This window comes from Paenibacillus sp. IHB B 3415 (genome assembly GCF_000802655.2).
Lineage (GTDB): Bacteria > Bacillota > Bacilli > Paenibacillales > Paenibacillaceae > Paenibacillus_AQ > Paenibacillus_AQ phytohabitans.
On record NZ_JUEI01000010.1, the window covers coordinates 102,097 to 117,539 of the forward strand.

Sequence of the window (15,443 nt, forward strand, 5' to 3'; positions counted from 1 at the left end):
AATTCCTCCTTGTCAGCGGTGCAATTCAAACTTGGCATGCAGAGCGCGAACCGACTGCACCATATCTTCCTTCTTCACCAGAACCCAAATCGTTGTATTGGAGTCTGCGGATTGCAGAATCTGAATATTTTGCGAGCTGAGCGCTTCAACAATACGGGCCATGATTCCCGGCACCCCATTGATGCCTCCGCCGATAACGGATACCTTCGCACAGCCGGACAAGCTCCTAGGACGCAGCCCCAGCTCCTGCAGCACAGAGATTGCCTTCTCCGATTTGTCATCGAACACGGTGTAGAGAGCCTCGGACGGAGTCACATTGATGAAGTCTACGCTGATTCCATTATCCGCCATGCTTTTGAAAATCTGCAGCTGTACGCCGGTTCCGTTGCCGTCCGGACATTCCACGGAGATCTGTGTAATGTTGCTGACGTACGCAACGCCCGTGACAAAACGGTCAACGACTCCGTGCGAAACATCGCTGAAGCCTTCAGGATGGGTAACAAGCGTCCCTTCCGCTTCGGAGAACGTTGACCGAACACGTACCGGAATCTGAGCCTGCATAGCGATTTCTACAGCCCGGGGATGGATTACCTTGGCTCCCTGATAGGCCATATTGCAGATTTCCGTATAACTGACATAAGTAAGCTGCTTGGCATCTTCGACAATCCGCGGATCAGCGGTCAGAATGCCGTCGACATCGGTATATATATCGACCATGTCCGCACGCAGTGCGGCTCCGAGCGCTGTAGCCGAAGTATCGCTTCCTCCGCGGCCAAGGGTTGTGAAGTCACCAGCCTCGGTTTGGCCCTGGAACCCTGTTACTATTACTACTTTATGCTCACGCAGTTCGCGTAGAATGCGTTCTGTCCGCACATCCAGAATTCTTGCATTGCCATAGCTGCTGTCTGTTACGAATCCCGCCTGCGCCCCCGTAAGCACGGTAGAACGGATCCCTTCCTGCTCCAGCAGTCCGCACAGATTGGCCGCCGAGATAATCTCCCCGCAGCACATCAGCAGATCACGCTCGCGGTCGGGCAGCGAGTTCCCGCTTTGAGCCGCCAGATCCAGCAGTGTATCTGTAGCATAAGGCTCACCTTTGCGGCCCATTGCCGAGACTACAACCACCAGGCTGAACCCGCTGGCCAGCTCCCGTTTGACATGACGGATTACATGTTCTCTGGCCACCGGTGTGGAGAGCGAGGTTCCGCCGAATTTTTGCACCAAAATACCCATTTATAATTCCTCCATTACTTCTCTAAGCAAGCGCTGATAAATACGCAGAATAGCTGTTACATTCATAGAAAACGGCTCTTGCTGCGCTGGGTGCATACCTTGAAATACTGTATCATGTATTAACCTCTAACTGTTCATTCATTGCCCGGCGTGTGCAGAACCTCGTCCGAAATCGACTGCAGCAATGCACCAGCCATAATCTTCCCTGCACTTGCCGGTGCGACAATTCCTGGAAGGCCCGGAGCCAGGATTGCCTTAATCCCGCGCTTCTCCGCGTACCGGAAATCACAGCCGCCCGGAGCCGCAGCCAGGTCGATAATTACGCAATGCCCAGGCAGACACGATAGAACCTCCGCCGTAAGCATCATACCGGGAATAGTATTGAAGATCAGATCAGCCTCTTTCACATGAAGCTGCAATGCTCCGGTCATAAAAGGCTTCCAGCCCATTTCTTCTGCGCGGGCATAATGCTCCTGCTTCCTGACCCCCACGGATACCCTGGCTCCAAGGCCCTGCAGGGTCCTAGCCATCGTGAAGCCGGTTCTGCCCATGCCCAGCACCATTGAATTGGAGCCATGTATGGTGAAATCGGTGTTCTGAATGGCTATAACCAGCGCGCCTTCCGCTGTAGGAATGGAATTGTATATCGCCACATCATCCCTGTCCAGCAGCTCCACGAGTTTCAGTGAATGCCTGGTACACAAGGCACGCAAATAATCTTTGGCCATACCAGTATATACTATACAATCTGCACGCAGCGCCGCGATATGTCCGTCCAGCAGCTGCAGCGGACCGGAGGAATACAGCGCGTTAAGCTTCCCTTCCTCATCGCATCCTGCCACGGGCAGCACCAGCACATCGGCTGTGCCGAGCAGTTCTGCGGACATCGGTTCCAGACTCACCCCCGGAACCGGAGTCTTCCACTGGTCGAACCCCGCGGCACTTACTGCCGCATTCATCTCTACGCATCTGCGGATCACTTCGAGCTGTCTTGCGTCCCCGCCCAGGAATACGATCCTGATGCCAGTAAGCATAAGGAAGATGCCCCTTTCCTCAACCCAGATAAATGCTCCAACCTTACCCTGCTGAATAAAGTGTTGAACCGCCCTCAGAATGAGGACGGCAGATAGGTTACGTATGTGCTTGGCTGCTGTGAAGAGCCGTAATGCTATGCTGAATGAAACCGTTCGATAATCATAGGCTGCAGCTGGCTGCCTTGCAGGGCTGCATAACAAGCCTCAGGAATAAGGTCCATCCGGGCCACAAGCGAATTAGGCTTTGCAACCGGATTATCCTGGCCGAATGGCACAAAATAAATATTTTTAGTTACCAGCAGCTTAGCAATATTCGCCGCATTCAGGCCCAGGCCATCATTGGTAGAGATCGCCAGCACCAACGGGCGCCCGTTGCGCATCTGCGATTTGGCAGCCATCAGCACCGGACTGTCCGTCATGGCATTCGCCAGTTTGCTTGTTGTGTTCCCTGTGCAGGGAGCAATCGTAAGTACATCCAGCAGCTTCGAAGGACCCAGCGGTTCCGCTTCAACAATTGTAGAAATGATATCATTCCCCGTTATATCTTTCAACTGTTTTAACCAATTTTCCGATGTGCCAAAGCGCGTATCCGTGTTCAGCACAGATGCCGATACAATCGGCACCACGTTGGCGCCGCCATCCATAAACCGCTGAATCTGCGGCATTACCTCGGCAAAGGTGCAGTGCGAGCCGGTAATTGCATAACCAACTGTTTTTCCATGCCAATCCATTTATTCGTCCCCCCTGATTGAAGTCTCGCCTGATAACGACTGTACCAGCGCATTAGCCATAATGATTCCGGCGCTCTTGGGGGCCACAATACCGGGAAGTCCCGGTGCCAGCATCGCCTTGATCCCGCGCTTCTCGGCATAGCGGAAATCGCACCCGCCCGGTGCGGAAGCCAGATCGATGATCACGCAGTGCCGCTGAAGACGCGATAGAACCTGTGCGTTAATAATCATGCTTGGAATGGTATTGAAGATCAGATCCGCTTCCGGTACGTGAAGCAGCAGATCTCCGGTCATAAACGGCTTCCAGCCCATTTCCTCTGCCCTCGCATAATGCTCCTGCTTCCTTACGCCTACTTTTACACTTGCACCCATGCCTTGCAGTGCCCTGGCCATGGTGAATCCTGTCCTGCCCATTCCCAGTACCATTGAGGTAGAACCATGGATGGTGAAATCGGTATTCTGTATGGCCATAACCAGTGCACCCTCAGCCGTCGGGATAGAATTGTAAATGGCCACATCGTCCCGGTTCAGCAGCTCCACCAGCTTGAGTGAATGTCTGGCACACAGGCCGCGCAAATAGCTTTTGGCCATGCCGGTATACACGATAGCCCGGGAAGGCAGCGCAGCGATATGCTCTTCCAGCAGCTGCAGGCGTTCTGAAGCGAACACCGCATTAATATAACCCTCATCATCGCAGCCGACAGCCGGCAGCACCAGTACATCTGCTCTGCTGAGTAATTCTGCCGACATTTGTTCCAGGTTTACCCCCGGGCTTGGGGCATCCCACTTGTCGAACCCGGCAGCGCTTACCGTCCCATCCATTTCCACACATTTCCGAATCACTTCAATTTGTCTCGCGTCCCCGCCCAGGAACACGATCCTGATGCCAGTAAGCATAGGGATGACGCTCCTTTCCACATACACATTCGACTATAGAGCATCTTATGCCGTGTGGTGCGGATGGGTGAAGAGCGGAGATGAATTCCAGCCGGCGCCGAAATAAATCACTGAGTTTCTGCAATATTCAATCTATAATCAACTAAAAATATAAGTTCACCCGGCCTGAACCCAGCCGTGATCCGGCTAATGCAATTATCCCTGATATCGGAGCCTATACAACGGTTTAGGATACTATCAATCGCCGGGATGCCAGCGGGAGAAGCAGTATGAGATCGTTGCGCAAAGACAGACTAAAGGCTCAGCCAAATAGAAGCTAAAGCACCTAAGCATATAGCAAAACCTAAAAAAAGCTTGCGGTTACGCACCAAGTAGGTGCAGTTCCGCAAGCTTTTTAATTCAATCATAAGCATTGATCCCGCTAATTATTTACCCGTATGTCCAAAGCCGCCGGCGCCGCGCTCCGTTTCAGAGAGCTCACCAACTTCCACCAGCGTTACAGATGGCACAGCCTGGAACACCATTTGGGCAATCCGCTCATTGCGGGCAATCGCAAACGGCTCCTGACCCAGGTTGATCAGCAGCACCTTAATCTCACCACGGTAATCCGCATCGATGGTACCCGGGGTATTCAGGCAGGTGATACCGTGCTTCAGGGCCAGGCCGCTGCGCGGACGGATCTGCGCCTCCAGCCCGTCCGGCATAGCGAGTGAGATTCCAGTGGGGATTAATGTGCGCTCGCCCGGAGCAAGCACCACAGCCTCTGCTACAGCGGCATACAGGTCATATCCTGAGGCCTGTTCGGACATTTTGCAGGGCAGCAGCACATCCTCATTCCCGGGAAGCTTGTTAATTTGAACGTAATAAGACAAGATCATCTCTCCTAACATTGGCTATCGCTTTATCTGTTGAGCCTACCATAGCCAGAGACAACGGCTGTGCGAACATAAAGTCCAGCAGCGCATTGATATCCTCCATGGTCACGGCCCCTATTTTGGCAATCATCTCATCGAGGGTATCCTGCCGTCCAAGCATCAGCTCGTTTTTGCCCATCCGGTTCATCCGGCTGCTGGTGCTTTCCAGACTCAGGATCAGACTGCCTTTCAACTGCTCCTTGCCTTTGCGGAGTTCATCCTCACTCAGGCCGTTCACAGCAAGATCGTGCAGCATTTCTTTGATCAGCTCGGTAACCTCTTTGGTCTGCTTCGGCGCTGTGCCGGCATATACGGTGAACAAGCCGCTGTCGGCCTGGGCACTATGATACGAAAATACTGAGTACGCCAGACCGCGCTTCTCACGGATTTCCTGGAACAGCCGCGAGCTCATGCCGCCGCCGAAGGCATTGTTCAGCAGAGCCATGGGATACTGCAGCGGGCCGCCGCTCTTCACACCGGGCAAGGAGATGCAGATGTGATTCTGCTCTGTTTTCTTCTTGTGGAAGACCAGCTCCCCCTGATAATCCGGTTCAGTCAGCGAAGGCGATTCACCGTGGTTCGCGAACGAGCCAAAATGCTGCTCCAACAGCTCAATCAGCCTGTCATTAATATTTCCGGCTACGCTGATTACCGTATTCTCGATCGTATACTGCTCTTTCATGTATGCACGCAGGTCATCCGGCGTCATTTCCAGCAGACGTTCCTTGAGTCCGAGTATCGTGTAAGCCAGCGGGTGTTCGCCGTATGCTGCAGCACACATCAGCTCATGGACCAGATCATCCGGCGTGTCCTCGCACATGGAGATTTCCTCCAGAATGACATTCTTCTCCTTGGCCAGCTCTTCGGCATCCATCCGTGAACGGAAAAACATATCTGCCAGCACATCCACAGCAATCGGCAGATGCTCATCCAACACTTTGGCATAATAGCATGTATATTCCTTCGAGGTAAACGCGTTGACGTTGCCGCCAATCGCATCAAACTGTTCGGCGATCTCCTTCGCGCTGTACCGGTCAGTTCCCTTGAAGAGCATATGCTCGATGAAATGGGAAATCCCGTTGTTCAGCGGGTTCTCATTGCGTGAGCCTGTCTTGACCCAGATTCCGAAGGATACGGATCTTCCGGTAGGGATCTTCTCGGTAACCACCCGAAGTCCGTTCGATAATAATATTTTGTCCAATGTAAAATCCTCCTGGCACAGCCCCTGTATCTGTCTGTATTTATTATTCGCGCCTCTTATCCTATCAGAAATAGTCTGTTCACTCAACTTCCGGAGGTGTAATACGCTCTGTTGAGAGTGTCTGACTGACGGTTCCCAGTTGCAGACCCTTGGCTCTAATCCCGCGGATCATTCCCCTCAACGCCTGGGAAGAGGAGTCTGTAGGGTGCATCAGTACCAGGGTTCCGGGCTCCGCTTTGCTGCTGATCTTGGCAATAACCGAATCCGGAGAAGGATGGCGCCAATCGACTGTATCAAGCGTCCATAATACCGTTTTTAGTCCCAGTGAGGCTGCAATCTCCACCGTCTGCTGATTAAAATCTCCTGAAGGCGGAGCAAACCATTTGTTGGTTACCCCCAGGCTATCCTTCAGCAGCTTCTGTGTCTTCTCAATCTCGGCCGTTGCACGCGCGCGGCTGAGTGTACTCATGTTGGGATGTGTGTAGGCATGGTTCTCTACTTCATGTCCGCGCTTCAGCATTTCGGCTGCAAGCTCCTTGTTATGACTAAGCCAGCTTCCATCCAGAAAAAAGGTCACCTTGACCTTCTCCGCATCCAGAATATCCAGCATCGGCACAATATACTCGTTCCCCCACGCTACATTAATCATCAGCGACACCATCGGCTTGGCCGGATTGCCCCGGTAGATCGGCTGCGCCCCCAGATCACTCAGCGATACCTTCGGCTCTGTCTGGCGGTACACCAGTTTGAGGCTGTCCGCCGGGCCCCGCAAAAGCGCGTTCCGGTAGGTTGCCTCCACATCCACCTCAAGTCCGTTGTACCCCGGTATGGCTTTCCATACCCGGTCAACGACAGCATCGACAGGCTGCGCATTCAGCTCCGCTGCCTTGCCGGCAATCTGCGCGCGCAATTCATCGTTTGTTTGCTTTGGCATATAGCTCATCACGGCCGTATCGTCCTGCGGCTTAAGCCCGGCGATCATCTCTTTGACCGGCCCATTCGTGCTGCCGATCCCGATTACTACTGCAATGCAGGCCAGCACAAGCGCTGCTTTGTCCGTCTTCATGACGTCTTTCCTCCCCGGCAGAAACGGTCTGATCCGTCCCGGCACAAGGGTAGAAGTGCAAGGACGCTTTGTCCCAGCCTATGTATGAAAAACGCCGAATATGCATAACGCACAGAGTGCAGCCCACTGCCATTACAATCCGCACCAGAGTACTGCCGGTTCATTGCTAGAAAAAAAGAGCCAGAACGATACTGCTTCTGTCTCTTCTTCATACATTTAATTAGATTACCGGAAAACCGCAGGCGAGGTTATCCTTACGCCTTCGCTCCGCTTTCCGAAGTCAGCACAGCTTTGCGCGACAGATTGACGCGGCCCTGCTGGTCGATTTCGGTTACCTTAACGGTAATGGTATCGCCGATGGCAACAACATCTTCCACTTTAGCTACACGTTCTGTAGACAGCTGGGAAATATGCACGAGGCCGTCTTTACCAGGAATCAGTTCAACGAATGCGCCGAACTTCTCGATACGTCTAACAGTACCGACATAAATCTCGCCGACCTGTACTTCACGCACAATGCCTTCGATAATGCCGCGGGCCTTCTGGATCATCTCTTCGTTGGAGGAGCCGATGAAGACACGGCCATCTTGTTCGATGTCGATCTTTACGCCGGTTTCTTCAATGATTTTGTTAATGATCTTACCGCCAGCACCGATAACATCGCGGATTTTGTCCGGATTGATGTTGATGATAATGATTTTTGGAGCATATTTGGACAGGCTTGTTCTTGGCGCAGAGATTGCTTCATTCATTTTACCCAAGATGAACATACGTCCTTCTTTGGCCTGCTGGAGCGCATCCTGCAGAATTTTACGGTCGATTCCGTCGATTTTGATATCCATCTGAATCGCCGTTACGCCTTCTGCTGTTCCCGCTACCTTAAAGTCCATATCGCCGAGGTGATCTTCCATACCCTGAATATCTGTCAGGATGGAGACATGCTCTCCATCTTTGATCAGACCCATTGCAACACCGGCTACCGGCGCCTTGATTGGCACCCCTGCATCCATCATCGCCAGGATACTGGCACAGATGCTCGCCTGGGAAGTCGAACCATTGGATTCGATGGCTTCCGATACGAGACGGATGGTGTACGGGAATTCAGTTTCACTTGGAATCACTTTGGACAATGCGCGTTCACCCAGTGCGCCGTGGCCGATTTCGCGGCGTCCCGGTGCTCTCAGCGGACGGGCTTCCCCTACGCTGAACGGAGGGAAGTTGTAATGATGCATAAAGCGTTTGGTTTCAGCCGGATCGATTCCGTCAAGAATCTGTACATCCCCCAGCGCACCCAGTGTACAAACGCTAAGGATCTGTGTTTGTCCGCGTGTGAACAGACCGGAACCGTGTGTACGCGGCAGCAGCGCTGTATCGCATTCAATCGGACGAATCTCATCCAGCTTACGGCCATCCGGACGTACCTTATCATGCGTGATCAGACGTCTTACTTCGTCCTTCACGATATCATGCAGCACTTCCTTAACATCTTTAAGAAGTTCTGGTGTCTCTATGTATTTCTCTGCGAAATACTCCACCGTTTCATTATTAACCAGATCGATAGCATCCTGACGGGCATGCTTCTCGGCAATCTTCACGGCGTCAACCAGACGGCTCTCCGCGTAGGCACGAACCTGCGCATTTACATCAGCGTTAACCGCATGCAGCTTCACAGCCATCTTTTCTTTGCCGGCAACAGCAACGAGCTGCTCAATCACAGCTACGATCTTGCGGACTTCATCATGTCCGAACATGATTGCTTCAAGCATTACATCTTCAGTGACTTCATTGGCTTCAGCTTCAACCATCATGATAGCGTCCTTAGTACCAGCTACAACGACATAGATATCGCTGATTGCCTGCTGGGCTACATCAGGGTTGATGATGAATTCACCGTTAATACGTCCTACAGCTACGCCCCCGATTGGACCGTTGAAAGGCACATCGGAAATACTCAGAGCAGCGGAAGTACCGATCATAGCTGCAATATCAGGCGCACAGTCCTGATCCACGCTCATAACCAGGTTCAAGACTTGCACGTCATTGCGGAATCCTTCAGGGAACAATGGACGAATCGGACGGTCGGTCAGACGGCTCGACAGGATCGCCTTTTCACTTGGACGTCCTTCACGCTTAATGAATCCGCCCGGGATTTTACCCACTGCGTACAATCTTTCTTCGTAGTTAACCGTAAGCGGGAAGAAATCCAGATCTTTAGGCTCACTGGATGCTGTAACCGTACACAATACTGAAGTATCTCCGTACCGCACCATAACGGCTGCGTTCGCTTGTTTGGCCAGACGGCCTGTTTCCAGCACAAGGCGTCTTCCGCCCAGCTGCATTTCCACACGTTGTTCCATAAAACCCCTCCTTGAATGATAGTAATTTGTTCTGTATGTTCTACAAGCAAAAACGGCTTGTCCTCCATGAGGTGATCTAGCCGTTTTTGCGAATAATATCCACTTATCTACTGTAAAAGTTTACCCTAAATTTTCAAAAAGCAACCCGGCTGTCCCGCTGTCGCTCGTAAGAAGGACATACGGTATACAACCAGGCTGCTTTAGGGTTGATCTTATGGAAAATTAACGACGCAATCCCAGTTTTTCGATCAGGGCGCTGTAACGTCTGATGTCTTTGTTCTTCAAATACGCCAGCAGTTTACGACGTTGTCCAACCATCTTCAGCAGTCCGCGACGGGAATGATGATCCTTCTTGTGCGTGCGCAAGTGGTCAGTCAAATTAACGATGTTCTCCGTAAGGATAGCAACTTGCACCTCCGGGGATCCAGTGTCGGATTCGTGAGTTTTGTGCTCGTCGATCAATTGGTGTTTACGTTCTTGAGTCAATGCCATCCTGTTCACCTCCTTCATTATAATCGCCAGTAGCCTCGTCACCGTCGGTGAGAACAAGCAACCAAGCTAAGGTTATGCTGCTGTCATTCCAGCAACGTTAATCAGTATAGCACCTTCAAAGACAAAAGTAAACGGCATGTCCGGGAAAGATTAGGAATGATATCCCAGAAGCCCTTTGGCTGTCTCGGCATCTGCGCCGATCTGGGCGATTAAGGCCTGGATGGACTCAAACTTGCGTTCAGAACGGATAAAGGATACCAGCTCTACCTTAAGCTCCTGCCCGTAAATATCTCCCGCAAAATCAAACAGATGCACTTCGAAGCTTGGGGCAATCATCCCGTCATGAAACGTAGGCTTCACGCCGACATTCATCACACCGTACAATACGTCTTCCTTGTAAAATACCCTGACGGCATACACGCCTTTGGCCGGAATGACATAGCGGTCTTCGAGCTGCAGGTTTGCCGTTGGAAACCCGATGGTCCGGCCCCGCTTCTCTCCATGACCCACAATTCCGCGCAGGTGATAACAACGTCCAAACCAGGCATTGGCTTTATCCAGTTCCCCGTTCAGCAGGCACTTGCGGATGCCGGAGCTGCTGACCTTCTCTCCTTCGAGAAGAAACGGGGAGACCGTTTCTACATTCATAACACCCTGCCCCAGCTCCCGAAGCGTGTCCGCATCACCTTCGCCCTTATAGCCGAACCGGAAGTCGAAACCGACCACGGCGGTTACAATCTGCAGCGGCAGCAGCATTACAGAGACAAAGTCCACCGGGCTAACCCGGGAGAGTTCTTCATTAAATGCAATAATGTATAAAATATCAACGCCCATCCCGACAAGCAGCTCCTGCTTGTCCCTGGAAGGTGTCAAATATCCTTCATAGTCACCTTTACCCATAACATCCTTAGGATGGGGGTAAAAGGTCATGACAGCTGCAGGTACACCTGCCTGGCGGGCAAGAGCTACAGCAGATGTTATGACGCTGGCATGTCCGCGGTGCAGTCCGTCGAACTGCCCCAGGGCAACTACTTGAGGCTGCGCCCACTCTGCTGCCGTCTCCGGCAACATAGGATAGCTTAAGGTTACGGTTCTCACGCTGTTTCTCACCTACATTCACAAATAAATTAAAAGTTTAAGCCTGTGCAAACACTTTAACAGGAGCAATCGCACCGGCGGCTTCTAAAGCATAGATGCCCAGAAACTCCCCTTGCAGATCATAGAGCCGGAAATCTCCGCTGCTCTTCACTTCAGGTGCCACAAAGCGGGGCGACAGACGCTGCCCTTGCAGGGCTGCTTTCTTCTTCTCCTCGGCTACCGTATGTTTGGGCAAATGCGAAATCGCCTCATCGGCGGCAATTAAATGCTCTTCCAGCGTACCTGCTTCCTTATGTTCAGCAATTTGCTCCAGGGTCAGGCAATGACTGGCAGATATCCCTGCCGACATGGTCCGCTCCAGCTTCACCATCACACCCGGCACTCCTAGCGCACGCCCGATATCCACGCATAGGGTACGGATGTACGTTCCTTTGGAGCATAGTACCCGGAACGTGATATCGGGATAATTGCCGCTCCAGACCATATCCTGCATTTCAATCTCATAAATTTCCACTTCACGGCTCTTACGTTCCACCGTCTTGCCTTCTCTGGCCAGCTCGTACAGACGCTTGCCATCCACCTTCACTGCTGAATACATCGGGGGAACCTGTGAAATCACACCTTTGAAGGAATTCAGGACAGCCAGCACTTCAGCTTCCGTAACCTGAACCTCTTCAACTGATTCCGTAATCGTCCCTGTTAAATCCTCTGTATCACTGGCAAGTCCCAGCCGCAGCGTAGCAACATACTCCTTGGGAAGCTCCTGGATGTACTCAACCACCCGCGTAGCCCGTCCCAGGCACAGCGGCAGCACTCCGGTCACCTGGGGATCAAGTGTACCGGTATGTCCTATCCGCTTCATGCCGAGAATCCGCCGCGCCTTGGCCACAACATCATGTGAAGTGAACCCTGCCGGCTTATATACGGCCAGAACACCTGTAAGTTCACTCATAAATGACGTTTAACCTCCTCAAGCACCTGCGCTACCGCCTCTTCAAGACTTCCGTTAATGCGGGCTCCCGCAGCACGCGTGTGCCCGCCGCCGCCGAAGACCTGCGCCAGCGCCGCGACATCGACCTTACCTGCTGAACGCAGGCTGGCCTTCACCGCATGCTCATCGATTACCTTGAACAGAATGCCTACTTCAACCCCGCGGATATTACGCGGATAATTGACAATCCCTTCAAGATCCTCGTTGGCCGCATTACAGTCCAGCATATCCTGCGGTGTAACATACACCCAGGCAATATCCCCTTCAGGACTGAGCTGCAGTGTACTAAGTGCCCGGTTGAGCACCTTCACCTGCGGAAGAGTCATCTCTTCAAGCAGGGTCTCTGCCAGTTCAGGTCCATTCACGCCTAATGCCAGCAGTTCGGATACAGCCGCCATCACTTTAGGCGAAGTGTTGTTATAGCGGAAACCGCCGGTATCAGTTAAGAGTCCGGTATAAATGGCCGTGGCAATATCGATATCCCATTCCACCTCAAACGTCTTCAGCAGGTCGAACAGAATCTCTGCTGTCGCAGCCGCATCCGGCTTGATGAGCGTTACGGCACCGTACCCATTATTGGTGGGATGATGGTCTATGTTTACGATAAGTGCATCACTGGTGAAATGACGCTGGGTAAGTCCTACACGCTGAAAATCCGCACAGTCGACACAAATGACATTGCTGTACTGGCGCGGCAGTTCGCCCGCAGCAGACAGATTGACAATTTGATCGGCATGCCATAAATATTCCATACGTTGCGGAATCTGGCCCTCGTTCAGCATACAATATTTTTTGCCCAGACATGAGAGAAGCCAGCCCACCGCGAGGGTGGAGCTGACTGCATCTCCGTCCGGCTGAACATGCGACACTACAAGATAATCGTCGTGTTCCAGCAGAAACTTACGGGTCTGCTGGAGACTTTGTTCATAGCTCTGCATTCGCCGTCTCCTTTATGTTCCGTAGCTCTATTCGGTTTTGCCGATTTCTCCGAGCAGCTTCTCAATATGACTTCCGTAAGCAACGGATTCGTCAATCTTGAAGATCAGCTCAGGAGTATGGCGCAGGCGGATCGCTTTGCCAAGCTCCGAGCGGAGAAAGCCATTGGCTTTCTCAATCGCTTTGAGCGAGTCAGACTTCTGCTCCTCGTCCCCGAATACGCTCAGGTATACCTTGGCCTGTGACAAGTCGTTCGTCACATCTACGCCAGTTACAGTTACGAACCCGACACGCGGGTCCTTCAGTCCGCTTTGGATGAGCTGGCTCAGCTCTTTCTTAATCTGTTCGCCAACCCGTCCGGCTCTGATTTTAGACATCTAATTTCACCTCTTCGCTTAGCGCTCTACCGTCTCCATGACGAATGCTTCGATAATGTCGCCTTCAACGACATCATTATAGCGTTCCAAAGTTATGCCACATTCATAACCCTGTGCCACTTCTTTAGCATCATCTTTGAAACGTTTCAAGGTGTCGATTTTGCCTGTGAAGACAACAATCCCGCTGCGGATCAGGCGCATTTCAGCATTACGGGCAATTTTGCCGGAAGTTACCATACAACCTGCAATGGTGCCCACTTTGCTGATTTTGAATACATTACGAACTTCGGCATGGCCGATAACGTTCTCTTTATAGATGGGATCAAGCATCCCCTTCATGGCACTTTCAATCTCTTCAATTACATTGTAGATGATGTTGTGCAGACGTACATCCACCTTCTCTTGCTCAGCCGCTGCCTTCGTCTGGGTATCCGGACGAACGTTGAAGCCGATCACGATAGCATTGGATGCTGCAGCCAAGGTAATGTCGGATTCCGTAATCGCCCCGGCACCGCTGTGAAGAATCTTTACGCGTACGCCTTCGACTTCGATCTTAGCCAAGGAGCCTTTCAGCGCCTCTACCGAACCTTGAACGTCACCCTTGATAATCACGTTGAGATCTTTGATCTCTCCGTCCTTGATGTGCTTGAACAGATCATCCAATGTTACACGGGTGTTCGTGTTCAGCTCAGACTGGCGCTGCGTAGTCGAACGTCTGTCCGCAATCGCACGGGCCTTGCGCTCATCTTCAAAGGCCATAAACGGATCGCCCGCCTGCGGCACTTCAGTCAAACCGGTAATTTCCACTGGTGTGGAAGGTCCCGCTTCTTTGATCTTGCGTCCCTTGTCATTGACCATGGCACGTACGCGTCCGAAGCAGTTACCTGCTACAAAGGCGTCGCCGACTTTCAGCGTACCGTTCTGTACGAGAATACGGGCAACCGGTCCACGGTTTTTGTCAAGCTCAGCTTCTATAACAGTACCGCGTGCCCGTTTGTCCGGGTTCGCTTTGTACTCATTTACTTCAGCAACGAGCAGAATCATTTCCAGCAGCTCTTCCAGGTTAATGCGCTGTTTGGCCGACAGGTTGACGAAGATCGTATCGCCGCCCCACTCTTCCGGAACCAGCTCATAGCTTGTAAGCTCCTGCTTCACCTTGTCAGGGTCCGCACCTGGCTTGTCGATCTTGTTAACTGCAACAATGATCGGAAGTCCGGCTGCCTTGGCATGGTTGATCGCTTCTACCGTCTGCGGCATAACACCGTCATCGGCAGCTACGACAATAATCGTCATATCCGTAACCTGGGCACCACGGGCACGCATAGCGGTGAACGCTTCATGGCCCGGTGTATCAAGGAACGTTATTTTCTTGTGGTTGATTTCGACCTGGTAAGCACCGATGTGCTGCGTAATTCCGCCTGCTTCTCCGCCAGTTACGTTCGTGGAACGGATGGCATCAAGCAAGGTTGTTTTACCATGGTCAACGTGCCCCATGATCGTAACAACCGGTGGACGGGTCATCAATTCCGCTTCGGAATCATTCTCCTCCACAGTCTCGAAGCTGTCTTCATCTACCGGAATCTTCACTTCTACTTCAACACCGAACTCACCGGCCAGAAGAAGGATGGTGTCGATATCAAGCTCCTGATTGATGGTCGCCATAACTCCCATCGAGATCAGCTTCTTAATCACTTCAGAAGCATCCTTGTGAAGCAGCTTCGCTGTTTCGCCGACAGTCATGCTGCCGCGGACGATAATCTTCTTAGGTGTGTTGTCAATCTTCTCACGGTACACGGTCGGCTGGTTTCTGCCGCGGTTATTCTTGCCTCCGCGGCCACGGTAGTTGCCGCCTTTGCCGTCATCAAAACGCTTCTGGCCGCCTCCGCTGCCCGGTCTGCCGCCAGTGGTATTCTTCTTCGGGCCTCTGTCATCGCCGCGGGAGAATCCTCCGCCTGCATTGCCTTGACCCTGCGGGCGGTCGCCCGTGCGTGGTGCAGTACCTTGACCTTGTGGACGGTCACCTGTACGTGGTGCGCCGCCTTGACCTTGCGGACGGCTGCCAGTGGTGGAGCTGCCCTGCGGACGGCTGCCGCCGGTGGAGCTGCCTTGCGGACGG

At 52.4% G+C, this 15,443-nt stretch carries 14 protein-coding genes; all 14 read right to left on the minus strand.

Translation table 11 applies throughout. The features are described from left to right. Nucleotides 1-12 precede the first annotated feature (12 nt). Nucleotides 13-1,233, minus strand: coding sequence for an aspartate kinase (dapG, locus tag QW71_RS06090; RefSeq protein ID WP_039294812.1), 1,221 nt, complete (start codon nucleotides 1,231-1,233; stop codon nucleotides 13-15). Between the two features lie 134 nt (nucleotides 1,234-1,367). Next, the gene (gene dpsA / locus QW71_RS06095) at nucleotides 1,368-2,267 is read right to left on the minus strand and encodes a dipicolinate synthase subunit DpsA (protein ID WP_039294814.1); all 900 of its coding nucleotides are present in this window, start codon (nucleotides 2,265-2,267) and stop codon (nucleotides 1,368-1,370) included. Between the two features lie 134 nt (nucleotides 2,268-2,401). Beyond that, nucleotides 2,402-2,998 (minus strand): dipicolinate synthase subunit B, encoded by a 597-nt coding sequence (locus tag QW71_RS06100; protein ID WP_039294817.1) that lies wholly within the window; start codon nucleotides 2,996-2,998, stop codon nucleotides 2,402-2,404. Continuing rightward, nucleotides 2,999-3,895 carry a dipicolinate synthase subunit DpsA gene (dpsA, locus tag QW71_RS06105; RefSeq protein WP_039294820.1) on the minus strand — a complete coding sequence of 299 codons (897 nt, stop codon included), beginning with the start codon at nucleotides 3,893-3,895 and terminating at the stop codon, nucleotides 2,999-3,001. A 425-nt stretch (nucleotides 3,896-4,320) separates the two neighbouring features. Further along, entirely contained in the window at nucleotides 4,321-4,767 is a 447-nt protein-coding gene (gene dut / locus QW71_RS06110; protein ID WP_200905892.1) for a dUTP diphosphatase, read from the minus strand. Then, the gene (locus QW71_RS06115; RefSeq protein ID WP_039294826.1) at nucleotides 4,745-6,010 is read right to left on the minus strand and encodes a pitrilysin family protein; all 1,266 of its coding nucleotides are present in this window, start codon (nucleotides 6,008-6,010) and stop codon (nucleotides 4,745-4,747) included. The genes dut and QW71_RS06115 overlap by 23 nt, the downstream gene beginning before the upstream one ends. A 79-nt stretch (nucleotides 6,011-6,089) precedes the next feature. Beyond that, on the minus strand, nucleotides 6,090-7,076 hold the full coding sequence (locus QW71_RS06120) for a polysaccharide deacetylase family protein (protein WP_039294829.1): 987 nt from the start codon (nucleotides 7,074-7,076) through the stop codon (nucleotides 6,090-6,092). A 254-nt stretch (nucleotides 7,077-7,330) separates the two neighbouring features. Beyond that, a complete protein-coding gene (gene pnp, locus QW71_RS06125; protein WP_039294832.1) occupies nucleotides 7,331-9,433 on the minus strand; it encodes a polyribonucleotide nucleotidyltransferase in 2,103 nt (700 codons plus the stop codon). 222 nt (nucleotides 9,434-9,655) lie between these two features. Beyond that, entirely contained in the window at nucleotides 9,656-9,925 is a 270-nt protein-coding gene (gene rpsO, locus QW71_RS06130; protein WP_019910460.1) for a 30S ribosomal protein S15, read from the minus strand. Nucleotides 9,926-10,075: 150 nt separating this feature from the next. Then, nucleotides 10,076-11,023, minus strand: coding sequence for a bifunctional riboflavin kinase/FAD synthetase (locus tag QW71_RS06135; protein WP_039294836.1), 948 nt, complete (start codon nucleotides 11,021-11,023; stop codon nucleotides 10,076-10,078). 37 nt (nucleotides 11,024-11,060) lie between these two features. Further along, nucleotides 11,061-11,975 carry a tRNA pseudouridine(55) synthase TruB gene (gene truB, locus QW71_RS06140; protein ID WP_039294839.1) on the minus strand — a complete coding sequence of 305 codons (915 nt, stop codon included), beginning with the start codon at nucleotides 11,973-11,975 and terminating at the stop codon, nucleotides 11,061-11,063. Next, nucleotides 11,972-12,952 (minus strand): bifunctional oligoribonuclease/PAP phosphatase NrnA, encoded by a 981-nt coding sequence (locus QW71_RS06145; RefSeq protein ID WP_039294842.1) that lies wholly within the window; start codon nucleotides 12,950-12,952, stop codon nucleotides 11,972-11,974. Before QW71_RS06145 ends, truB begins: the two co-directional genes overlap by 4 nt. Before the next feature lie 27 nt (nucleotides 12,953-12,979). Beyond that, the gene (gene rbfA, locus QW71_RS06150) at nucleotides 12,980-13,327 is read right to left on the minus strand and encodes a 30S ribosome-binding factor RbfA (RefSeq protein WP_039294844.1); all 348 of its coding nucleotides are present in this window, start codon (nucleotides 13,325-13,327) and stop codon (nucleotides 12,980-12,982) included. A gap of 18 nt (nucleotides 13,328-13,345) precedes the next feature. Next, nucleotides 13,346-15,443: translation initiation factor IF-2 (gene infB, locus QW71_RS06155; RefSeq protein WP_039294847.1), on the minus strand; the 2,098-nt coding region annotated here is incomplete at its 5' end.